Source organism: Streptomyces iranensis (genome assembly GCF_017874715.1).
Taxonomy (GTDB): domain Bacteria; phylum Actinomycetota; class Actinomycetes; order Streptomycetales; family Streptomycetaceae; genus Streptomyces; species Streptomyces iranensis.
Genome location: NZ_JAGGLR010000006.1, coordinates 25,374 through 51,090 on the forward strand (window position 1 = coordinate 25,374; position 25,717 = coordinate 51,090).

Consider the following 25,717-nt stretch of genomic DNA (forward strand, 5'->3'; position numbering starts at 1 on the left):
TCAGCCGTTACCGAACCTCTTGTCGATGAAGTCGAAGAGCTCGTCGTCACTGACCTCTTCGAACGCTTCCGCCTCGGCGTCCGCCCCGGGGTCGTCCGCGGTGCGACGCACGTCGTTCCACTTCGCCAGCAGCGTCTGCAGGCGCACCGCGATGTTCGCATGCGCGGCCTCGTCCTCCGTCACCGAGACCAGCTCCTCCGGCGTCAGCGAGGACAGGCTGTTCTCCAACCGCTCCAGCTCCTCCAGTACGGGCACTCCGGGGCCCTCGGCGTCCGGCGCCACTTCCTGGCGCAGATGGCGCGCGAGTGCCACCGGCGTCGGGTAGTCGTAGACCAGCGTGGCCGTGAGCTTCAGCCCGGTGGCCGCGTTCAGCCGGTTGCGCAGCTCCACGGCGGTCAGCGAGTCGAAGCCCAGCTCCTTGAACGCCTGCTCGGCGCCCACCTGGTCCTTCGAGGCGTAGCCCAGCACGGCGGCCACCTGACGGCGGACCAGGTCCAGCGCGGTCCGCTGCCGCTGGGCCTCCGACTGCCCGGCAAGCCGCTGGGCCAGGGTGCCCTCGCCGGTGTCCGCCACCGCCTCCGGGGCGGCGGGGCCACCGGCCGCGGCGCGGCGCACCGGCGTGCGCACCAGGCCTCGGTAGAGCGACGGCAGTTCCCCGGTGGTGGCGGCGGCGCGCAGCGTCGCCATCTCCAGCCGTACGGGCACCAGGACCGCCTCGTCGGCCACGGCGTGGGCCGCGTCGAACAGGGCGAGCCCCTCCTCCGCGGACAGCGGCAGCACCCCGCCGCGCGCCGCCCGCTTCTGATCGGCCTCGCCGAGCCTGCCGCCCATGCCACGTTCCTCGGCCCACATGCCCCACACCAGGGACAGCGCGGTACGGCCGGTGGCGCGGCGGTGACCGGCGAGGGCGTCGAGGAAGACGTTCGCCGCCGCGTAGCCGCCCTGGCCCGCGCCGCCCAGCGTGCCGGCCGCGGCCGAGAAGAGCACGAAGGCGGACAGGTCCAGATCGCGGGTCAGCTCGTGGAGGTTGACCGCCGCGTCGACCTTGGGCCGCAGCACCGCGTCCACCCGCTCGGGCGTCAGCATGTCGATGACGCCGTCGTCGAGGACGCCCGCGGTGTGCACCACGGCCGTCAGCGGACGGTCGGCCGGAATCGTGGCCAACAGCCCGGCCAGCGCCTCCCGGTCGGCCGCGTCGCACGCGGCGACGGTGGCCCCCGCACCCAACTCGGCAAGCTCCGCCACCAGTTCGTCCATACCGTCGGCGGCGGGGCCACTGCGGCTGGTCAGCAGCAGATGGCGGGCGCCATGCGCGGTGGCCAGATGCCGGGCGAAGAGCCTGCCCAGACCGCCGGTGGCGCCGGTGATCAGCACAGTGCCGTCCGGATCGATCGCCTTGGCGGCCCCGGCGACGCCGACAGCATTGGCGACCCCAGCCGAGTCGACGGACTCGGTGGCCCCGGCCGAGCCGACGGCGTTGGGGACCTCAACCGGGTCGACGGCCTCGGTGACCCCGGCCGGGTCGACGGCCTCGGTGGCCGGGGCCGTCTCGACCCTGGCCAGGCGTGGCGCGTACGCCGTCCCGGCGCGCAGCGCCAGCTCGGGCTCGCCCGAGTCCAGTGCCGCCGCGATCGCCGGGTACGACATCTCGCCGTCCACGTCCAGCAGGACGAACTGGCCCGGGTTCTCCGTCTGCGCGGACCGCAGCAGACCCCACGCCGGGGCGTGCACCAGGTCCGCCACCGCCGGGTCACCGGCCGCGGCGACCGCGCCACGGGTGACCACGGCCAGCCGGGCCGCACCGGGCCGGCCGCCGTTCAGCCACTCCTGAACCAGGGCCAGGACGCGGTGGGTGGCCGTGTGCGCACCGGCGGCGAGGCCGCCCTCCGCGGCGCCCGGCTCCGGCGGGAACGGCACCAGCACGGTGTCCGGCGCGGGCCCGCCCGCCTCGACCGCCGCGTTCAGCGATACGAGGTCGTCGTGGACCGTGGCACGGAACCCGGCCGTCTCCAGGGCCACGCTCAGCTTGAGCTCATCGCCGCCGATGACGGCGAAGCCCGCCGACGCGGCCTCGGACGGCGCCGCCACCGGCGCCCAGTCGATACGGAACAGCGACTCATGGCGGTCGGAGGCGGCCGCACCGGCGATCCGGTCCACCTCCAGCGCCCCGGTCACCAGCGCGTCCACCGACGCCACCGGCGCACCCGACTCATCGGCCGCCACCATCGACACCGCGCCGCCCTCGGTCAGCGCGAGCCGTACGCGCAGCGCCTCGGCGCCCACCGCGTACAGGCTCACCCCGCGCCAGGAGCGCGCCACCGCGGCACCGCCCGCGCCCAGCGCCAGCGGCTGCAACGCGCCGTCCAGCAGGGCCGGGTGCAGGGCGAAGCGGGCCGCCTCGGGCTGCCGCTCCGCCGCGATACGCACCTCCGCGAAGACCTCCTCGCCACGCCGCCAGACGCGGCGCAGGCTCTGGAACGCCGGGCCGTGCAGCAGCCCGGCGCGCGCCATGCTCGCGTACAGCTCATCGGTGTCGACCGGCTCCGCGTCGGCGGGCGGCCAGACGGACAGCGACTCGGCGCCGCCACCCGCCGGGGCCTCGGACGCGAGGACACCGGCGGCGTGCCGGGTCCACGGCCGGTCCGTCTCCGAGCGCTCGTCACGCCCGTACACGGCCAGCGGGCGACGGCCGTCACGGTCCGGCTCGCCGACCGAGACCCGCAGCCGCACCCCGCCGCGTTCCGGCAGGACCAGCGGCTCGTCCAGGGTCAGCTCCTCCAGCAGCGCACAGCCCACATGCTCCCCGGCGCGCACCGCCAGCTCCACGAACGCGGAGCCCGGCAACACGGCCGTGTCCGCGACCGTGTGGTCCGCCAGCCACGCGTGCGAGGCGAGCGAAAGCCGCCCGGAGAACACATACGCGTCCGCGTCGGGCAGTTCCACCGCCGCGCCCAGCAGCGGGTGATCGGCCGAGCCGAGCCCCGCCGAGGCCACCTCGTCCAGGCTCAGCTGGGCGTCGACCCAGTAGCGGCCGCGCTGGAAGGCGTACGTCGGCAGCGCGACCTTCCGCGCGCCCGTACCGGCGAAGAACGCCTCCCAGTCGGGGGCCAGGCCACGGACGTACAGCCGGGCCAGCGCGCCCGTCACCGCCTCGGCCTCCGGCCTGCCCTTGCGCAGCGCGGGCAGCAGCTCGGCCGCGTCGGACTCGGCCAGGCAGTCCTGCGCCATGGCGGTGAGGACACCGTCGGGGCCGAGCTCGACGTAGGTGGTGACGCCTCGGGCTTCGAGCGTCCGGACACCGTCGAGGAAGCGGACGGCCTCGCGGACGTGGCGCACCCAGAAGTCGGCGGTCGTGATCTCCTCGGCGGAGACCACGTCCCCGGTGAGGTTGGAGACGATCGGGATCCGCGGAGCCTCGTACGTAAGCCCCTCGGCCACCTCGCGGAACGCCTCCAGCATCCCGTCCATACGCGGCGAGTGGAACGCGTGGCTCACGGTGAGCCGCTTGGTCTTACGGCCCTGCGCCTCGAATACAGCCGCGATCTCGGCCGCCGCGGCCTCATCACCCGCGATGACGACGGAGGTCGGCCCGTTGAGCGCGGCGATCGACACCCGCTCGGTCAGCAGCGGCGTCACCTCGTCCTCGGACGCCTGGATGGCAATCATCGCGCCACCGGCCGGAAGCTCCTGCATCAACCGCCCACGCGCCGCAACCAACTTCGCCGCATCCGCGAGCGAGAACACACCCGCCACATGCGCGGCGGCCAACTCACCGATCGAATGCCCGGACAGGAAGTCCGCCTTCAGACCCCACGCCTCCACCAGCCGGAACAGCGCCACCTCAACCGCGAACAGCGCGGGCTGAGTGAAGCCCGTCTGATCCAGCGCGGAGGCGTCCTCACCGAACAGCACCTCCCGCAGCGGCCGCTCCAGGTGCCCGTCCAAGTGCGCGCACACCTCGTCCAGCGCATCCGCGAACACCGGGAAGACGTCGTACAGCTCACGCCCCATCCCCAGCCGCTGACTCCCCTGACCGGTGAACAGGAACGCCACCTTGCCACCGGTCACCGAACCCTCGACCAGGCCCGGCACCTCGGTCTCGCCGCGCGCCAGCGCCGCGAGACCGGCCGACAGCCCGTCCCCGCTGTCCGCGGTGAGCACGGCCCGGTGGTCCAGGGCGGCGCGGGTCGTGGCCAGTGAGTACGCCACATCGGTGGCGGCCGGTGCGGCCGTCGCTGTTACGCCGCCGAGTCCGCCGAGGTGGGCCAGGAGCCGTTCGGCCTGACCGCGTACGGCGGCCGGGGACTTGCCCGACAGCACCCACGGCACCGTCGGCAACTCCACCACCGGGGTGGCGGCGGGAGTCTCCTCCGGCTCCGGAGCCTGCTCCAGCAGGGTGTGCGCGTTGGTGCCGCTGATGCCGAACGCCGACACCGCCGCCCGGCGCGGACGGCCGGTCTCCGGCCACTCCCGCGCCTCGGTCAGCAGCTCCAGCTCACCGGCGGACCAGTCGACGTGCGGGGTCGGCTCGTCCACGTGCAGCGTCGGCGGCAGCACACCGTGGCGCAGCGCCAGCACCATCTTCATCACACCGGCGACACCGGCCGCGGCCTGCGTATGCCCGATGTTGGACTTGATGGAGCCGAGCCACAGCGGTCGGCCCTCCTCGCGGTCCCGGCCGTAGGTGGCCAGCAGCGCCTGGGCCTCGATCGGGTCGCCCAGCGTCGTACCGGTGCCGTGGGCCTCGACCGCGTCCACCTCGGACGCCGACAGACCCGCACCCGCCAGCGCCTGACGGATCACCCGCTGCTGCGAGGGACCGTTCGGCGCGGTGAGGCCGTTGCTGGCACCGTCCTGGTTGATGGCGCTGCCGCGCACGACCGCCAGCACCTCATGGCCGTTCCGCCGGGCGTCCGACAGCCGCTCCACGAGCAGCATGCCCACACCCTCGCCCCAGCCGGTGCCGTCCGCACCCGCCGCGAACGCCTTGATCCGTCCATCAGCGGCCAGCCCACGCTGACGACTGAAGTCCACGAACGAACCCGGCGTCGACATCACCGTCACACCGCCGGCCAACGCCAACGAACACTCACCCGCCCGCAACGCCTGAATCGCCCAATGCAGCGCGACGAGTGAGGAGGAGCAGGCCGTGTCGACGGTGACCGCCGGGCCCTCCAAGCCGAGCGCGTACGACACCCGACCCGACATCACACTGGCCGCGTTGCCCGTCCCCATGAAGCCATCGCCGCCGTCCGGCGAGTGGAGGACGAGCGACATGTAGTCCTGGCCGTTGGTGCCCGCGAACACGCCGACCTGCTGGCCGCGCAGCGTGGTCGGATCGATCCCGGCCCGCTCGAACGCCTCCCACGACGTCTCCAGCAGCAACCGCTGCTGCGGATCCATGGCAAGCGCCTCACGCGGCGAGATACCGAAGAACGCCGCGTCGAACTCCCCGGCGTCCGCCAGGAATCCGCCCTCGCGGACATAGCTGGTGTGCTCGGTGGCCGAGTCCGGGTCGTACAGCGCCTCCAGGTCCCAGCCGCGGTCGGCCGGGAAGCCCGTCACCGCGTCCTGCCCGGCGACCAGGAGCCGCCACAGCTCCTCCGGCGACCGCACACCGCCCGGGAAGCGGCAGCTCATGCCGACGATCGCGATCGGATCGTCGGCGACGGCCACCGCCGTGGACGGCACACCGGCCACCGCGTCGGCCGCGCTCTCGTCGCCCAGGATCTCCGTACGGAGGTGAGCGGCGAGCGCCGAGGACGACGGGTAGTCGTACACCAGGGTGGGCGGCAGCCGCAGCCCGGTCACGGTGTTCAGCCGGTTGCGCAGCTCCACCGCCGTCAGCGAGTCGAAGCCCAGGTCCCGGAAGGCCCGGTCCGCCTCGACGGCCTCGGCGTCGGAGTGGCCCAGCACATCGGCCACGGCCGAGCGCACCAGGTCCAGCAGCATCCGCTCGCGCTCCGCCGCCGGGACCCCCGCGAGCCGCTGGGCCAGCGAGGACTCGTCCGCGCCGCCACCGGCCGTACGGGCCGTACGCCCGCCCTCGGCCTCCAGCGCCGCGCGCGCCTCGGGCAGCTCAAGCAGCAGCGGGCTCGGCCGGGAGGCGGTGAAGCCGGGGGCCAGCCGCTCCCAGTCGATGTCCGCCACCATCACCGCGGTCTCGTCCAGGTCCAGGGCGCGCTGCAGCGCGGCGATGGCCAGGTCCGCGGCCATCGGCGGCACACCCGCGCGGCGCATGCGCTGCTCCAGCGCGTCGTCCGCGGCCATTCCGCCCTCGGCCCATGGGCCCCAGGCGATCGAAGTGGCGGGCAGGCCCTCGGCCCGGCGGCGCTCGGCGAGCGCGTCCAGGAAGGCGTTGGCGGCGGCGTAGTTGGCCTGACCTGCGGCGCCGATCGAGCCCGCGAAGGAGGAGAACAGGACGAAGGCCGACAGGTCCAGGTCCAGGTCCCGCGTCAGCTCGTGGAGGTTGGCCGCGGCGTCGGCCTTGGCGCGCAGGACGGTGGCGAAGCGCTCGGGGGTCAGCGACTCCAGAACGCCGTCGTCCAGCACCCCGGCCGCGTGCACCACCGCCGTCAGCGGCAGTTCGGCCGGGAGCCCGGCCACCAGCGCGGCCAGCGCCTCGCGGTCGGCGGCGTCACAGGCCGCGACGGTGACCCGGGCGCCGGAGGTGGCGAGTTCGTCCCGCAGCTCGGCCGCGCCGGGGGCGTCGAGGCCACGGCGGCTGGTGAGCACCACGTGTTCGGCGCCCTTGTCGATCAGCCAGCGGGCCACATGCGCGCCCAGCGCGCCCGTACCGCCGGTCACCAGCACCGAGCCCGCGCCCGGCCGCCAGTCGCGGCCACGCTCGGTCTTGGCGGTCTTGGCGGTCTTGGCGGCGGTCTCGGCGGCGGTCTCGGCGGCCCGGGTCAGCCGGCGGCCGAAGACACCGGAGGCGCGCACCGCCACCTGGTCCTCGCCGTCGCCACCGGCCAGCACACCCGCGAGCCGCGACAGCGCACGGGCGTCCACCGTCTCCGGCAGATCGACCAGACCGCCCCACCGCTCGGCCAGTTCCAGGGCCGCGACCCGGCCCAGGCCCCAGACCCGCGCCTGCCACGGGTCCACGGGACCGTCCGCCCGGCCGGTCGAGACCGCGCCGCGCGTGGCGACCCACAGCGGCGCGTCCACGGCCAGATCGCCCAGGGCCTGTGCCAGGGCGGCCGTGCGGAACAGCCCGTCGGCGCCCTCCGTCAGGGACGGCAGCGCGAACACCCCGGCCACCGGGGCGTCGGCGATCGCCTCGCCCAGCAGCTCGGCCATGTCCGTACGGTCCTCTGCGGCCAGCTCGACCGTCCGCACCTCGGCGCCGCGTGCGGACAGCGTCCGTACGACACCCTCGGCCAGTGCATCGGCTGTCGCGTCGGCCGGGGCCACCACCAGCCAGCGGCCGGTCGGCGCCACCTCGGCGCGGGCGGCCACCGGCTTCCAGGTCGCCTGGTAGCGCCAGGCGTCCACGGTGGACCGCTCGCCCTGGCGGCGCCGCCACGAGGACAGCATCGGCAGGACGGCGCCCAGCGAGGAGAGCGCGTCGGCGTCGGCGTCCGCGTCCTCGGACTGGAGCGTCCCGGCCAGTGCCTCCAAGTCCTCCCGCTCGACCGCCTCCCAGAACCGCGCGTCCACGGAATCCATGGCCGCGACGGCCTCGCGGACCTCCTCCGGGTTCTCGACCCAGAAGCGCTGCCGCTGGAAGGCGTAGGTCGGCAGCTCGACCACGCGGGCCCCCGTACCGGCGAAGAACGCCGCCCAGTCCAGGGCGAGCCCCCGGGTGTGCAGCGCGGCGAGCGCCGCCGTCAGCGCCACCGGCTCGGTACGCCCCTTGCGGAGCGCCGAGACGAAGGCGTCGGCATCGCCGGACACGCATTCCTGGGCCATGGCGGTGAGCACACCGTCCGGGCCCAGCTCGACGTAGGTGGTGACGCCCTGGGCTTCCATCGCCCGGACACCGTCGAGGAAGCGGACGGCCTCGCGGACGTGGCGCACCCAGAAGTCGGGGCTGGTGATCTCCTCGGCGGAGACCACGTTCCCGGTGAGGTTGGAGACGATCGGGATCCGCGGGGCCTCGTAGGTCAGCCCCTCGGCCACCTCGCGGAACGCGTCCAACATGCCGTCCATACGCGGTGAGTGGAACGCATGGCTCACGGTGAGCCGCTTGGTCTTACGGCCCTGCGCCTCGAATACAGCCGCGATCTCAGCCGCCGCGTCCTCATCACCCGCGATGACCACGGAGGTCGGACCGTTGAGCGCGGCGATCGACACCCGCTCGGTCAGCAGCGGCGTCACCTCGTCCTCGGACGCCTGGACCGCGATCATCGCGCCACCGGCCGGAAGCTCCTGCATCAACCGCCCACGCGCCGCCACCAACTTCGCCGCATCCGCGAGCGAGAGCACACCGGCCACATGGGCGGCGGCCAGCTCACCGATGGAGTGCCCGGAGAGGAAGTCGGGCCGCACACCCCACGCCTCGACCAGGCGGAACAGCGCCACCTCAACCGCGAACAACGCAGGCTGAGTGAACCCCGTCCGATCCAGCGCCTCGGCGTCATCCCCGAACAGCACCGTCTTCAACGGCCGCATCAGATGCCCGTCCAGCTCATCGCAGACCGCGTCCAATGCCTCCGCGAACACCGGGTAGGTGTCGTACAGCTCACGGCCCATGCCGAGCCGCTGGCTGCCCTGGCCGGTGAACAGGAACGCCACCTTGCCGCCCTCGGCCACCGTTCCCTGGATCAGCCCGGCCGCCGACTCGCCGCGCGCGAGCGTCTCCAGGCCGGACAGCAGCCCGGCGCGGTCCTCGCCGATGACCACCGCGCGCCGCTCCAGCGCCGCCCGGCCCGTGGCCAGCGAGTGGCCGACGTCCGTGGTGTCCAGCTCGGGGTGGGTGGCGAGGTGGGCGAGGAGCCGTTCGGCCTGCCCGCGCAGGGCGGCCTCGGACTTGCCCGAGAGCACCCACGGCACCGTCGGCGGCGCCGCCACCGGACGACCGGTCGCGGGGGCCTCCTCGGGGGCGGGGGCGGGGGCCGGGGGCTGCTCCAGGATGGTGTGGGCGTTCGTACCGCTCACGCCGAACGACGAGATGGCCGCCCGGCGCGGCCGGTCGAGCTCCGGCCACGGCCGGGCCTCGGTCAGCAGCTCGAGGTCGCCCGCCGACCAGTCCACATGCGGGGTGGGCTCGTCGATGTGCAGGGTCCGCGGAAGCACCCCGTGGCGCATCGCCATGATCATCTTGATGATGCCCGCGACACCCGCGGCGGCCTGCGTGTGGCCGATGTTGGACTTCAGCGAGCCCAGCCACAGCGGCTGCCCCTCCGGCCGGTTGCGGCCGTAGGTGGCGAGCAGGGCCTGGGCCTCGATCGGGTCGCCCAGCGTCGTACCCGTGCCGTGCGCCTCCACCACGTCGACATCGGCGGTGGTGAGCCGGGCGCTGGTGAGCGCGTCGCGGATGACGCGCTGTTGGGACGGGCCGTTGGGCGCCGTCAGACCGTTGGAGGCGCCGTCCTGGTTGATGGCGGAGCCACGCACGATCGCCAGCACGCGGTGGCCGTTGCGCCGTGCGTCCGACAGCCGCTCGACCAGCAGCATGCCCGCGCCCTCGGCCCAGCCGGTGCCGTCCGCCGACGCCGAGAAGGACTTGCAGCGGCCGTCCGTGGACAGTCCCTGCTGGCGGCTGAAGTCGATGAACGTGTCCGGTGTGGCCATGACGGTCACACCACCGGCCAGCGCCAGCGAGCACTCGCCGTTGCGCAGCGCCTGCGCGGCGAGGTGCAGCGCCACCAGCGACGACGAACACGCCGTGTCGATGGTGACCGCCGGACCCTCCAGACCGAAGGTGTACGCCACCCGGCCCGAGGCGATGCTGCCCGCGCCACCGGTGCCGAGGTAGCCCTCGAGCCCCTCGGGGACGGCGGTGAGCCGGGTCAGATAGTCGTGGTACATGACGCCCGCGAAGACACCGGTCCTGCTGCCCCGTACGGCCGCCGGGTCGATGCCCGCCCGCTCGAACGCCTCCCACGACGTCTCCAGCAGCAGCCGCTGCTGCGGATCCATCGCCACGGCCTCGCGCGGGTTGATCCCGAAGAAGTCCGGGTCGAAGTCGGCGGCGTCGTGCAGGAAGCCGCCCTCGCGGGTGTAGCTGGTGCCCACCTGGTCGGGGTCGTCGCTGTAGAGCGCGTCGAGGTCCCAGCCACGGTCGACGGGGAAGTCGGAGATGGCGTCGGTGGCGCCGATGACGAGCTGCCACAGCTCCTCGGGGGTGGTGACCCCGCCCGGGTAGCGGCAGCTCATACCGACGATGGCGATCGGCTCGTCCTCCGTGACGGCCGCCACCGGGACCGGGGTGTGCACCTCCGCCGACTCCTCGCCCACCAGCTCGGTCCGCAGATGGCGGGCCAAGAGCTGCGGGTCCGGGTAGTCGAAGATGAGCGTCGCGGGCAACCGCAGCCCGGTGACCGTGTTGAGCTGGTTGCGCAGCTCGACAGCGGTCAGCGAGTCGAAACCCAGCTCCTTGAACGCCCGCCCGGAGCCGATGGTCTCCGCGCCCGCGTAGCCGAGCACGGTGGCCACCTGCGCCCGGACCAGGTCCAGCAGCAGCCGCTCCTGCTCGGGCTCGGACAGCCCGGCGAGCCGCCCGGCGAGACCGGACTCGCCGCCCGCCGCGACCGCGTCCACCGCACGCCGCGCCGGGCCCCGCACCAGACCGCGCAGCAACGGCGAGACGACGGGCTGGTTGCGCAGCGCCGCGAGGTCCAGACGCATCGGCACCAACGACGCCTCGTCGACGGTCAGCGCGGCGTCGAAGAGCCGCAGCCCCTCCGTCACCGGCAGCGGGGGCACTCCGGCCCGCCGCATCCGCGCGATGTCGGCCTCGTCCAGGGTGTCGCCCATACCGGCCCCGGCCCACAGACCCCACGCCAGCGCGGTGGCCGGCAGGCCCTGGGCGGCGCGGTGCTGGGCGAGGGCGTCCAGGAAGACGTTGGCGGCCGCGTAGTTGCCCTGACCCGGGCCGCCGAAGACGCCTGCGGCCGAGCTGAACAGGATGAACGCGGACAGGTCCGCGTCCTGGGTCAGCTCGTGCAGGTTCCAGGCCGCGTCCGCCTTCGGGCGCAGCACCTTGGTCAGTCGTTCCGGTGTCAGCGAGCCGATTACGCCGTCGTCCAGCACGCCTGCGGTGTGTACGACCGCCGTCAGCGGATGCTCGGCGGGGATGGTGGCCAGGGTCGCGGCGAGCGCGTCCCGGTCCGCCACGTCGCACGCCGCCCAGCGTGCCCTTGCGCCCAACTCGGTGAGTTCGGCGGTTAGTTCGTCCGCGCCCGGTGCCTGGTCGCCACGGCGGCTGACCAGCAGCAGCTGCCGTACGCCACGCTCGGCCACCAAGTGGCGGGCGAACAGGCCGCCCAATGAGCCGGACGCGCCGGTCACCAGCACCGTGCCGTCCGGGTTCCACTCCGGGGCCTCGCTGTCGGCCGCCGATGCGGCGCGGGCCAGGCGTGGCGTCTTGAGGACGCCCTCTCGCACCGCGACCTCGGTCTCGCCGCCGGCGAGGACGGCGGGCAGTGCGGCCCGCGAGTTGTCGTGGCCGTCCAGGTCGATCAGGAGGAGCCTGTCCGGGTTCTCGGACTGCGCGGAGCGCAGCAGACCGCGTACGGCGGCGCCCGCGAGGTCCGTCACCGGCTCACCGGTTGTGGTGGCCACGGCTCCTGAGGTCAGCAGGACCAGGCGGGAGTCCGTGAAGCGGTCGTTGGCCAGCCAGGAGTGGAGGAGGTGGAGGGCCTGGGTGGTGGTGTCGTGTACGGCTCGGGTGGGGTTTTCCCCAATCCCGCCCCTTCCCGCAACTTGGGGCTCCGCCCCAAGACCCCGGTCCTCAAACGCCGGACGGGCTGGAGATACCGCACCCGGGCCTTCGAATGCCGCGCCATCCGAGTGCACGCCCGGACGCCCTTCGGGCGTGTCCTCAAACGCCGGACGGGCTTGAATTGCCGCACCCGAGCCTTCAGACACCGCGCCCGGCCTTTCAAACGCCGCACCGTCCGAATGCACACCCGGACGCGCTTGATGCGTCAAGTCCACCACGACCTGGTCCGGCAGGGCCGTTCCGGAATCCACGGCCTCGGACAGCGCCGCCAGGTCCGGGTACGCCGTGGCGCCCAGCCCGAACGCGTCCGTGCCCAGCACCGCCCAGCGGCCGTCGGCCGCGTCCGCGGGTGCGGGCGTGGTCGTCCACTCCACGCGGTACAGCGACTCGTGGTAGGCCGTGCGTGCGCTCTCCAACTGCTCGGCCGAGACCGGGCGCAGCACCAGCGAGTCCACGGCCGCGACCGGTGCGCCGGTGGCGTCCGCGATCTCCAGCCGGACGCCGTCGCCGCCCAGGGCGGCCATCCGCACCCGCAGCGTGGCCGCGCCGCTCGCGTACAGCGACACCCCGGTCCAGGCGAACGGCAGCCGCCCCTCGGTCTCGGTGCCGCCGAGCCCGGCCAGGCCGAGCGCGTGCAGCGCGGCGTCCAGCAGCGCCGGGTGCAGCCCGAACGCGGCGGCCTCCTCGGCCGTGCCCTCGTCCAGCGCCACCTCGGCGAACACCTCGCCGCCGCGCCGCCACGCCTTACGAAGCCCCTGGAACGCGGGGCCGTACGCGAAACCGACGTCCCACAGCTCGGCGTAACGGTCACCGACCTCGACCTCGGCGGCGTCCGCCGGAGGCCATCCGCTCAGCTCGAACGCCGCCTCCGGCGCACCGCCGGACGCCAGCACACCGGACGCGTGCCGGGTCCACGGCTCCTCGGCCGACAGGTGCTCGGCCCGGGAGTGCAGTTCCAGCGGGCGGCGGCCGGTGTCATCGGCCGCGCCGACCCACAGCCGCAGCTGAACCCCGCCGTCCTCGGGCAGGACCAGCGGCGCTTCTAGGGTCAGCTCCTCCAGCACCTCGCACCCCACCTGGTCACCGGCGCGGACCGCGAGCTCCACGAACGCGGTGCCGGGCAGGAGCACGGTGTCCATGATGGTGTGATCGGCGAGCCACGGGTGCGTGGACAGCGCCAGCCGTCCGGTGAACAACATGCCGTCCGCGCTGGGCAGTTCGGCACTTGCGCCGAGCAGCGGGTGCTCGGCTCGGCCGAGTCCGACCGCGGCCACGTCGCCGAGGAACAGCGACGAGACCTTCGGCCAGTAGCGCTGCCGCTGGAAGGCGTACGTGGGCAGCTCGGCCAGCTCGTCCGGCGCCAGCCGGACGGCGCCGGTCCCGGCGTAGCAGGCCGCCCAGTCCACCGCCACGCCACGGACGTGCGCCCGTGCCACGGCCGTGGTCAGCGCCTCGGCCTCGGGACGGTCCTTGCGCAGCGCCGAGATGAACGCGGCGTCGGACGCCGAATCGGTCGCGCAGTCCTGCGCCATCGCGGTCAGGACCCCGTCCGGGCCCAGCTCGATGAACGTGGTGACGTTGCGCGCTTCGAGCGTGCGGATGCCGTCCAGGAAGCGCACGGCCTCGCGGACGTGGCGCACCCAGAAGTCCGGGCTGGTGATCTCCTCGGCGGAGACCACGTCCCCGGTGAGGTTGGAAACGATCGGGATCCGTGGGGCCTCGTACGACAGGCCCTCCGCCACCTCGCGGAACGCGTCCAACATGCCGTCCATGCAAGGGGAGTGGAACGCGTGGCTGACGGTGAGGCACTTGGTCTTGCGGCCCTCCGCCTCGAAGGCCGCCGCGATCTCAGCCGCCGCGTCCTCGTCACCCGCGATGACCACCGACGACGGCCCGTTGAGCGCGGCGATCGACACCCGCTCGGTGAGCAGCGGCGCCACCTCTTCCTCCGACGCCTGCACCGCGACCATCGCGCCACCGGCCGGAAGCTCCTGCATCAAACGGCCACGAGCGGCCACCAGCTTCGCCGCGTCCGCGAGCGAGAGCACACCCGCCACATGCGCGGCGACCAGCTCACCGATCGAGTGACCGGAGAGGAAATCGGGCCGCAGCCCCCACGCCTCCGAAACCAGCCGGAACAGCGCCACCTCAACCGCGAACAACGCGGGCTGAGTGAACCCCGTCCGATCCAGCGCCTCGGCATCCTCCCCGAACAGCACCGTCTTCAACGGCCGCATCAGATGCCCGTCCAGCTCATCGCAGACCGCGTCGAGCGCCTCCGCGAAGGCCGGGTACGCGTAATACAGCTCACGGCCCATCCCCAGCCGCTGGCTGCCCTGCCCCGTGAACAGGAACGCCACCCGGCCACCGGCCACCGAGCCCTGCACCAGCCCGGCCGCCGCACGCCCCTCGGCGAGCGCTTCCAGAGCGGACAGCAGCCCGTCCCGGTCCTCGGCGACCAGCGCCGCGCGCTCCTCGAAGGCCGAGCGGCCCACGGCGAGTGCGTAGCCGAGGTCGGCCGTGCGGAGATCGGTCCGCGCGGTCAGGTGGCCGTGCAACTGCTCGGCCTGGGCGCGCAGCCCGTCTTCCGTACGGGCCGAGAGCAGCACCGGCAGGGCCGCCCGGCCCTCATCGGTGTCCGCAGCAGCCTCGACAACGTCAGCCGCCGGGGCCTCTTCCAGGACGGCGTGGGCGTTGGTGCCGCTGAAGCCGAACGAGGAGATGCCCGCACGACGCGGATGGCCCGTCTCCGGCCACTCCCGCGCCTCCGTCAGCAGACTGATGTCGCCCGCCGACCAGTCCACATGCGGGGTGGGCTCGTCCACGTGCAGGGTGCGTGGCAGCATCCCGTGCCGCATGGCGAGGACCATCTTCATCACACCGGCGACACCGGCGGCGGCCTGCGTATGGCCGATGTTGGACTTGATGGAGCCGAGCAGCAGCGGCTGCCCCTCCGCCCGGTCCCGGCCGTACGTGGCGAGCAGCGCCTGGGCCTCGATCGGGTCGCCCAGCCGGGTGCCCGTGCCGTGGGCCTCGACCGCGTCCACCTCGGACGCCGACAACCCCGCACCCGCCAGCGCCTGACGGATCACCCGCTGCTGCGACGGACCATTCGGCGCCGTAAGACCGTTGCTCGCACCATCCTGGTTGACGGCCGTGCCACGCACGAGCGCCAGCACCGGGTGGCCGTTGCGCCGCGCGTCCGACAGCCGCTCGACGAGCAGCATGCCGACGCCCTCGCCCCAGCCGGTGCCATCCGCACCCGCCGCGAACGCCTTGATCCGGCCGTCCTCCGCGAGCCCGCGCTGACGGCTGAAGTCCACGAACACACCGGGCGTGGACATCACGGTCACACCGCCCGCGAGCGCGATCGAGCACTCGCCGCCGCGCAGCGCCTGGATCGCCGAGTGGAGGGCGACCAGCGAGGAGGAGCAGGCGGTGTCGATGGTGACCGCGGGACCTTCGAGACCGAAGGTGTAGGCGAGCCGGCCCGAGATCACGCTGGCCGCGTTGCCCGTGCCCATATGGCCTTCGAGGCCCTGCGAGTCGCCCAGCAGCAGGGACAGGTAGTCCTGGCCGTTGGTGCCGACGAAGACACCGGCGGTGGAGCCGCGCAGCGTGGCCGGGTCGATCCCGGCCCGCTCGAACGCCTCCCACGACGTCTCCAGCAGCAACCGCTGCTGCGGATCCATGGCAAGCGCCTCGCGCGGCGAGATGCCGAAGAACGCCGGGTCGAAGTCGGCCGCGTTCCGCAGGAATCCGCCCTCGCGGACGTACGAGGTGCCCTCGGCGTCCGGGTCCGGGTTGTAGAGCGTGTGGAGGTCCCAGCCGCGGTCGGCGGGCATGTCCGAGATGACGTCCGTGCCGGACACCAGCAGCCGCCACAGCTCCTCGGGGGTGCGGACACCGCCCGGGAAGCGGCAGCTCATCGCGACGATCGCGATCGGATCGTCGTCGGCCGCCACGCCCGCCACGCCCGCCACCGGCGAGACGTCGCCCGTGGCCGCCGCCTGCCCGCCGAGCAGTTCGGCGAAGAGGTGGTCGGCGAGGGCGAGCGGTGTCGGGTAGTCGTAGATGAGGGTGGCGGGCAGCCGCAGATCGGTGGCGGCGTTGAGGCCGTTGCGCAGTTCGACGGCGGTGAGGGAGTCGAAGCCGATCTCGCGGAAGGCCCGTTCGGCGCCGATGTCGGACACATCGGCGTGGCCGAGGACCTCCGCGACATGGGTCCGTACGAGATCCAGCAGCGCCCGGTGGCGCTCCGCCTCGGGCAGTCCGAGGAGGCGCCGCGCGAGCGCGGAGGCCGTCTCGGCGGGTGCGGACTCGCTGGTCGCGGTGACAGCGGCCTGGCGCACCTCGGGCAGGTCGGCCAGCAGAGGGCTGGGACGGCCCGCGGTGAAGCCCGGTGCGAACCGGTCCCAGTCGACGTCGGCCACGGTCACGGCCGCATCGCCCAGGTCGAGGGCGCGCTCCAGGGCGTCGATCGCGAGATCGGAGTCCATCGGCGGCATCCCCGCGCGGCGCATGCGCTGCTCCAGCGCCTCGTCGGCGGCCATGCCGCCCGCGGCCCACGGGCCCCAGGCGATCGAGGTGGCGGGCAGGCCCTCGGCGCGCCGCCGTTCGGCGAGCGCGTCCAGGAGGGCGTTCGCGGCGGCGTAGTTGGCCTGGCCCGCGGCGCCCACGGTGCCGCTGGTCGAGGAGAACAGCACGAACGCGGACAGGTCGAGATCGCGCGTCAGCTCGTCCAGCGCGAGCGCCGCGTCGGCCTTCGCGCGCAGGACGGTGGCGAAGCGCTCGGGAGTCAGCGACTCCAGGACGCCGTCGTCCAGCACCCCGGCCGCGTGCACCACGGCAGTCAGCGGGAGCTCGGCGGGGAGGTCGGCCAGCAGCCCGGCCAGGGCCTCCCGGTCGGCCACATCGCACGCGGCGACCGTGATCCGGGCGCCGGACGCGGCGAGTTCATCGCGCAGCTCGGCCGCGCCCGGGGCGTCGAGGCCACGGCGGCTCGTGAGCACCACATGCTCGGCGCCCTTGTCGATCAGCCAACGGGCCACCTGGCCGCCCAGCGCGCCCGTACCGCCCGTCACCAGCACCGTGCCGTGAGCGCTCCAGCCCTCGGACTCCGCCACCCGCCGTGCGGTCGCCCGCGCCAGTCGGCGGCCGAACACCCCGGAGGCGCGGACGGCGATCTGGTCCTCGTCCCCGGCCCCGGCGAGCACCACCGCGAGCCGCGACAGCACCCGGTCGGTCATCGTCTCGGGGAGGTCGATGAGACCGCCCCAGCGGTCGGGCAGCTCCAGGGCCGCCACCCGGCCCAGGCCCCAGACCTGGGCGCGGGCCGGGTCCACCGGCTCGCCCTGACGCCCCGTGGAGACCGCGCCCCGGGTGGCACACCACAGCGGCGCGTCGATCGCGGCGTCGCCCATGGCCTGCACGAGAGCGGCCGTGGGCAGCAGGGCGTCGGCGTCCCCGGTGGCCAGCAGCGAGAGCACACCGGCCACGGCACCACCGTCGGCCGCCGTACGCAGCCGCCCGGCGATGGACGCGCGGTCCTCGGCGGCACCGTCGGCACTGTCTGCCAGGTCGAGTGCCAGGTCGAGCCGCCGTACTTCGGCGCCCCGCTCGGTCAGCGTACGGACGACACCGTCCGTCCACGCGGCGGCGGCGGAGTCCTCGGCGGGGGCGACGACGAGCCACACCCCGGACAGCCGGGCCGCGGAGCCCAGCGACAGCGGCTTCCAGGCCACCTGGTACCGCCAGCCGTCGACACCCGCGGCGGCGGCCGGGCTCGTCACCGGCTCCTCGGGCCAGTAGCGGCGGTGCTGGAAGGCGTACGTCGGCAGGTCGACGCGGTGCGCGCCGGTCCCGGCAAAGTACGCGGCCCAGTCCGGCGCCACGCCACGCGCATACGCGCGGGCGACGGCCGTGGTCAGCGCCTCGGTCTCGGGACGGTCCTTGCGCAGCGCGGCGGCGAAGGCGGCCGCGTCGGCGTCGGTGACGCAGTCCTGCGCCATGGCGGTCAGAACACCGTCGGGGCCGAGCTCGATGAAGGTGGTGACGCCCTGGGCCTCGAGGGTCCGGATGCCATCGAGGAAGCGGACGGCCTCGCGGACGTGGCGCACCCAGAATTCGGCGGTCGTGATCTCTTCGGCGGAGACGACGGTGCCGGTGAGGTTGGAGACGATCGGGATGCGCGGGGCCTCGTAGGTCAGCCCCTCGGCCACCTCGCCGAAGGCGTCCAACATGCCGTCCATGCGCGGGGAGTGGAACGCGTGGCTGACCGTGAGGCGCTTGGTCTTACGACCCTGCGCCTCGAAACCAGAAGCGATCGCGACAGCCGCGTCCTCGTCGCCCGCGATGACCACGGAGGCCGGGCCGTTGAGAGCGGCGATCGAGACGCGCTCGGTCAGCAGCGGCGCGACCTCGTCCTCGGACGCCTGCACCGCGATCATCGCGCCACCGGCGGGCAGCTCCTGCATCAACCGCCCACGGGCCGACACCAGCTTGGCGGCGTCGGCGAGCGAGAGCACACCCGCCACATGCGCGGCGGCCAGCTCTCCGATCGAGTGACCCGACAGATAGTCCGGCGTCAGCCCCCACGCCTCGACCAACCGGAACAGCGCCACCTCAACCGCGAACAGCGCGGGCTGAGTGAACCCGGTCCGGTCGAGCGCCTCGGCGTCGTCCCCGAACAGCACCGTCTTCAACGGCCGTTCAAGGTGTGCGTCCAGCTCATCGCAGACCGCGTCCAGCGCCTCCGCGAACACCGGATGGGCGTGGTACAGCTCGCGGCCCATCCCGAGCCGCTGGCTGCCCTGCCCCGTGAACAGGAACGCCGTCTCGCCCTCGGCGACCGCGCCCTCGACCAGCCCCGGCGCGGACTCCCCCCGCGCCAGCGCGTCGAGACCGGCCAGCAGGTCGTCCCTGCCGTCCGCGACCAGTACCGCGCGTGCGTCCAGCGCGGCGCGGCCGGTGGCCAGGGTGTGGGCGATGGCTGCCGGTTCGAGGTCGGGCCGGCCGTTCAGATGGGCGTACAGCCGCTCGGCCTGGGCGCGCAGGGCGTCGGTGCCCTTGGCCGAGAGCGCGTACGGCAGCACACCGGAGCCGTCCAGCCCGGCGTCCGCCACCGGCTCGACGGCGATGGCCGGGGCCTGCTCGATGATGGTGTGCGCGTTGGTGCCGCTGATGCCGAACGAGGACACCGCGGCCCGGCGCGCGCGGCCGGTCTCCGGCCACGCCATCCGCTCGGTCAGCAGCGCGATGTCACCGGCCGCCCAGTCGACATGCGGCGACGGCTCGTCCACGTGCAGCGTCTGCGGCAGCACACCGTGCCGCATCGCCATCACCATCTTGATGATTCCGGCGACACCGGCCGCCGCCTGGGCGTGGCCGATGTTGGACTTGATGGAGCCCAGCCACAGCGGCTGCCCCTCGGCCCGCTCCTGGCCGTACGTGGCGAGCAGCGCCTGCGCCTCGATCGGGTCGCCCAGCGTCGTACCCGTGCCGTGGGCCTCGACCACGTCCACATCGCCGCTGGTCAGCCCGGCGCTGGTCAACGCCTTGCGGATGACGCGCTGCTGGGACGGGCCGTTCGGCGCGGTGAGGCCGTTGCTGGCACCGTCCTGGTTGACGGCCGAGCCGCGCACCACGGCCAGCACCTGGTGGCCGTTGCGCCGTGCGTCCGACAGCCGCTCCACGAGCAGCATGCCGACGCCCTCGCCCCAGCCGGTGCCGTCCGCCCCGGCCGCGAACGCCTTGCAGCGGCCGTCGGCGGCCAGGCCGCCCTGGCGGCTGAACTCGGTGAAGTGGCCGGGCGTCGTCATCACGGTGACACCGCCCGCGAGCGCCATCGTGCACTCGCCCTGGCGCAGCGCCTGGATCGCCCAGTGCAGCGCCACCAGCGACGACGAACAGGCCGTGTCGACGGTGACCGCCGGGCCCTCCAGACCGAGGGCGTAGGCGATACGGCCGGACATGACACTGCCCGCGTTGCCCGTCATCACATGGCCCGCGACCTCCGAACCGGCCTGCTCCAGGCCCGCGTCGTAGCCGCTGTAGGCCGCGCCCACGAACACGCCGACCGAGCGTCCGCGCATCGAGTCCGGGTCGATCCCGGCGCGCTCGAACACCTCCCAGGACGTCTCCAGCAGCAGCCGCTGCTGCGGATCCATGGCCAGCGCCTCACGCGGTGAGATCCCGAAGAAGGCCGCGTCGAAGAGGTCCGCTTCGTGCAGGAAGCCACCGGCGCGGGCGTAGTCGGACGGGCCCGCGTCGGCCTCGTCGCCGTCCGCCGCCCACTGGCTCTCCCAGTTGCGGTTGACGGGGAACCCGGTGATGGCGTCCGAGCCCGTGGCCACGAGCTGCCACAGCTCCTCGGGCGAGCGGACGTCGCCGGGGTAGCGGCAGCCCATGGCGACGATGGCGATCGGGTCGTCGGCGAGGGAGGCGGCGGTGGCGGCGAGTCCCGCGCCCGCCGGCTCGGCCTCGGCCTCGGCCTCGTTCTCGTCCGGGCCGAGGAGTTCGGCGCGCAGATGGTCGGCGAGGACAGCGGGGTTGGGGTGATCGAAGACGATCGTGGTGGGCAGCTTGAGCCCGGTGGCGGCGGAGAGCCGGTTGCGCAGTTCGACGGCGGTGAGCGAGTCGAAGCCCAGCTCCTTGAACGCGCGGCGCGCCTCGATGGCGTCGGCGGAGGCGTGGCCGAGGGCCGTGGCCACATGGCCGCGTACGAGGTCCAGCAGCGTCCGGCGGCGCTCGTTCGGGGAGAGCGCGCGCAGCCGCTCGGCCAGGGACGAACCGGCGGCGACCGCGCCCGCGGCGGTGCGCCGGCCGGTGGTCCGGATCAGCCCGCGCAGCAGCGCCGGGACCGGGCCGGATCCGGCCGCGGAGCGCAGCGCGGCGAGGTCGAGGCGGGCCGGGATCAGCAGGGTACGGCCGGTGCGGCGAGCGGCGTCGAAGAGCGCCATGCCCTCGTCGTCGCTGAGGGTGCCCATGCCGCTGCGGGCCAGCCGCAGCAGATCGGTCTCGGTCAGACCGCCGGTGATCCCGCCGGACTGGGCCCACAGGCCCCACACCAGCGAGGTGGCGGGCAGGCCCGCCGCGTGGCGGTGTGCGGCGAGCGCGTCGAGGAAGACGTTGGCCGCGGCGTAGTTGGCCTGGCCCGCACCGCCCAGCGTGCCCGCGATGGCGGAGAACAGCACGAACGCGGACAGGTCGAGGTCGCGGGTCAGCTCATGCAGATTCCACGCCGCGTCCACCTTCGGACGCAGCACCCGCTCCAGCTGGTCGGGCGTCAGGGCGGCGGCCGTGCCGTCCTCCAGCACACCGGCGGTGTGCACGACGGCCGTCAGCGGATGCCCGGCCGGGACGGCGGCCAGAGCCGCGGCGAGCGCGTCACGGTCCGCGGCGTCGCAGGCGGCGAGGGTGACCTCGGCGCCCCGCGTGCGGAGTTCGGCGGCCAACTCGGCGGCGCCGTCGGCGTCCGCGCCACGGCGACTGGTCAGCAGCAGATGGCGTACGCCGTGCTCGGCCACCAGGTGGCGGGCGAGCAGCCGGCCGAGGGCGCCGGTGCCGCCGGTGATGAGCACAGTGCCGTCGGCGTCGAACGCGGGAGCGGCGGCCGTGGAGCCGTTGCCCGGGGCCGGGGTGCGGGTCAGGCGGGGGGCGAGGGGGCGACCCGTGCGCAGGGCGAGCTCCGGTTCCCCGGTGGCCAGGGCGTCGGAGAGCGCGTCGGCGGAGGTCTCGTCGAGGTCGACGAGGACGAATCGGCCGGGGTTCTCGGTCTCGGCGGAGCGCACCAGACCCCACAGGGGCGCGTGCGCCAGGTCGGTGACGTCCTCCTCGGCATCAGCGGCCATCGCGCCCCGGGTGACGAGCACCAGGCGCGCGTCGGCGAACCGCTCATCGGCCAGCCAGCCCTGCACCAGCGCCAGCGCACGCCGCGCCGCCCGGTGCGCGGCCTCGGCCACGTTCTCGTTCGCGTCGCGGGATATGGGCCCGAAGGACGCGAGGACCAGTTCCGGGGCGGCGGTGTCGCCCGCCTCGACGGACGCGCCCAGCGCGGCCAGATCGGGGGCGGAGTCGACGGCCGCTCCGGCCGCGACCAGCCCGAACGGGTCCTCGCCCAGGGCGATACGGCGAGCGGCGGCATCCGGCCCGGCGGAGGCGGTCCGCGGGGCCACCCAGTCCAGCTGGAACAGACTCTGCCGCGCCACGTCCGCGTCACCGGTGAGGTCGTCGGGCAGCGGACGACACCGCAGGCCGTCCACGGCGGCGACCGGCTCGCCCGTGGCGTCGGCCAGCGCCAGGGACACCGTGTCGGCTCCGGCGGGTGCGATGCGTACGCGCAGCGCGGACGCGCCCTCCGCGTACAGGGAGACGCCTTGCCAGCCATCGGTCAGCTGGGCGCCGTCGCGGCCGTGGAGGGCGTGCAGGGCGGCGTCCAGCAGCGCCGGGTGCACGGCGAACTCCTCGGCGCCGGGCTTGGCGTCGTCGTCCAGCCGGACCTCGGCGAAGAGTTCGTCCCCGCGCCGCCAGGCGGCCGTGAGCCCCTGGAACGCCGGGCCGTACCGCAGCCCGTCCTCGGCCAGCCGGGCGTAGAGCGCCTCGGGCTCGATGGCCTCGGCGGCGGTCGGCGGCCACTCGGCGAGGTCGAACGACGGGCTGGGGGCGCCGGAGGCGAGCGCTCCGCTCGCGTTGCGCACCCACGCCGTGTCGGCGGCGGCGTCCTCCGCGCGGGAGGAGACGGTGAACGAGCGGTGCCCGGCGTCGTCCGGCGCACCGACCGTGACCTGCAGCCGGACGCCACCGCGTGCGGGCAGCGCCAGCGGGGCGTGCAGGGTCAGCTCGTCGAGGCGGTCACAGCCGAGCTGGTCACCGGCCCGAACGGCAAGCTCGACGAACGCCGAGCCCGGCACCACCGCCGCGTCCCGGACCGTGTGATCGGCCAGCCACGGATGGGTGTCGAGACCCAGCCGTCCCGTGAACACCAGCCCATCGGATTCCGCCAGCGGCACGGCAGCACCGAGCAGCGGATGTCCCGCCAACTCCAGCCCCACAGAAGCCACATCACCCACGGACACCGCACCCGGCTCCAGCCAGAACCGCTCGCGCTGGAAGGCGTACGTCGGCAGGTCGACGCCGTGTGCGGCACCGGTCCCGGCGAAGTACGCGGCCCAGTCCGGGGCCACACCGCGGACATGCGCGCGGGCGACGGCCGTCGTCAGCGCCTCGGCCTCCGGGCGGTCCTTGCGCAGTGCCGAGATGAACCCGGCGTCCTCGCCGGTCACACAGTCCTGAGCCATGGCGGTGAGCACACCGTCCGGGCCCAGCTCGATGAACGTCGAGACGTTCTGCGCCTCCAGTGTCCGTATGCCATCGAGGAAGCGAACGGCCTCGCGGACATGGCGCACCCAGAAGTCGGCGGTCGTGATCTCCTCGGCGGACACCACACCACCGGTCAGATTCGACGCGATGGGAATCTTCGGAGCCTCGTACGACAGCCCCTCCGCAACCTGACGGAACGCGTCCAACATCCCGTCCATGCGCGGCGAGTGGAACGCATGGCTCACGGTGAGCCGCTTGGTCTTACGGCCCCGCGCCTCGAAACCGGCCGCGATCGCGACAGCCGCGTCCTCATCACCCGCGATGACCACCGACGACGGCCCGTTGAGCGCGGCAATCGACACCCGCTCGCTGAGCAGCGGCGTCACCTCGTCCTCCGACGCCTGGACGGCGATCATCGCGCCACCGGCCGGAAGCTCCTGCATCAAACGGCCACGAGCGGCCACCAGCTTCGCCGCGTCCGCAAGCGACAACACACCCGCCACATGCGCGGCGGCCAGCTCACCGATCGAGTGGCCCGAGAGGAAATCGGGCCGCAGCCCCCACCCCTCCGAAACCAGCCGGAACAACGCCACCTCAACCGCGAACAACGCAGGCTGAGTGAACCCCGTCCGATCCAGTACCGCCGCATCATCCCCGAACAACACATCCCGCAGCGGCCGTTCAAGATGCGGGTCCAGCTCCGCACACACCGCGTCCAGAGCCTCCGCGAATGCCGGATAGGCGTCGTACAGCTCACGCCCCATCCCCAGCCGCTGACTCCCCTGCCCCGTGAACAGGAACGCCACCTTGCCACCGGCGACCTTGCCCTCGACCAGCTCCGGTGCCGACTCACCCCGCGCCAGTGCCCCCAGCCCTGTCAGCAGCCCCGCACGGTCCCCGGCCACCACCACCGCGCGGTGCTCGAAGGCCGACCGGCTCGTCGCCAGCGCGTACCCGACATCGACCGGGCGCAGTTCGCCGCGGGCCTCCACATGCGCGACCAGCCGTTCGGCCTGAGCACGCAGCGCGGCAGCGCCCCGCCCCGACAGCACCCACGGCACCACACCCGGAGCCACAGCACCCGAAGGCGCCTCAGCCGCCTCCACCACCGGCGCCTGCTCGATGATCGTGTGCACATTCGTGCCGCTCACACCGAACGACGAGATGCCCGCCCGGCGCGGCTGGCCGGTCTCGGGCCACGGCCGCGCCTCGGTCAGCAGGGACACCTCTCCCGCCGACCAGTCGACATGCGGGGTGGGCTCGTCCACGTGCAGCGTCTGCGGCAGCACCCCGTGCCGCATCGCCATGACCATCTTGATGACGCCACCGATACCGGCGACGTTCTGGGTGTGGCCGATGTTCGACTTCAGCGAGCCGAGCCACAGCGGCCGCCCCTCCGGCCGCTCCTGCCCGTACGTGGCGAGCAGCGCCTGGGCCTCGATGGGGTCGCCGAGCGTCGTACCCGTGCCATGGGCCTCCACCGCGTCCACGTCGGCGGGGGCGAGCCGGGCGTTCTCCAGGGCCTGCCGGATGACACGCCGCTGGGACGGGCCGTTCGGCGCCGTCAGACCGTTGGACGCACCGTCCTGGTTCACGGCGCTGCCGCGCACCACCGCAAGCACCGGGTGGCCGTTCCGCCGCGCGTCCGACAGCCGCTCGACCAGCAGCACGGCGACACCCTCGGACCAGCCGGTGCCGTCCGCCGAGGCCGCGAAGGACTTGCAGCGGCCGTCGGCGGAGAGTCCGCGCTGGCGGCTGAACTCCACGAACACATCCGGGGAGGACAGCACGGTCGCGCCCGCCGCCACTGCCAGCGAGCACTCGCTCTGCCGCAGCGCCTGGACCGCCAGATGCAGCGCGACCGAGGACGAGGAGCAGGCGGTGTCGATGGTGGCCGCCGGGCCCTCGAGCCCGAAGGCGTAGGAGAGCCGCCCGGACGCGACGCTGGAAGCGGTGCCGGTGAGCAGATGGCCCTCGACACCCTCCGGCAGGTCGTACTCCCCCGCCCCGTACGCCTGCGTGGACGCGCCGACGAACACACCGGTGCGCGAGCCCCGCATCGTCGCCGGGTCGATCCCGGCCCGCTCGAACGCCTCCCACGACGTCTCCAGCAGCAACCGCTGCTGCGGGTCCATCGCGAGCGCCTCACGCGGCGAGATCCCGAAGAATCCCGGGTCGAACCGGCTCGCGTCGTGCAGGAAGCCGCCCCCGCGGGCGTAGAACGTGCCCTCGCGCTCCGGGTCCGGGTCGTACAGCGCCTCGATGTCCCAGCCGCGGTCGTCGGGGAAGCCGGAGATGGCGTCCTGGCCGTCCGCGACGAGCCGCCACAGCTCCTCGGGGCTCCCGACGCTGCCGGGGAACCGGCAGCTCATGCCGACGATCGCGATCGGTTCCCGGGAGGCGTCGGAGAGCTGCTGGTTCTGTTTCCGCAGCCGCTCGGTTTCCTTCAGCGAGGCCCGCAGCGCGTCAACGAGCTTTTCGTTGGGGGTTGTCATCGTGTACTCCGTG

The 25,717-nt window shown here is 73.9% G+C and carries 1 protein-coding gene; it reads right to left on the reverse strand.

Annotation, left to right across the window (positions count from 1 at the left end; genetic code table 11):
- Complete coding sequence (locus J2Z30_RS12110; RefSeq protein WP_044575058.1) at nt 1-25,704, reverse strand: type I polyketide synthase; 25,704 nt, start codon at nt 25,702-25,704, stop codon at nt 1-3.
- Between the last annotated feature and the right edge of the window lie 13 nt (nt 25,705-25,717).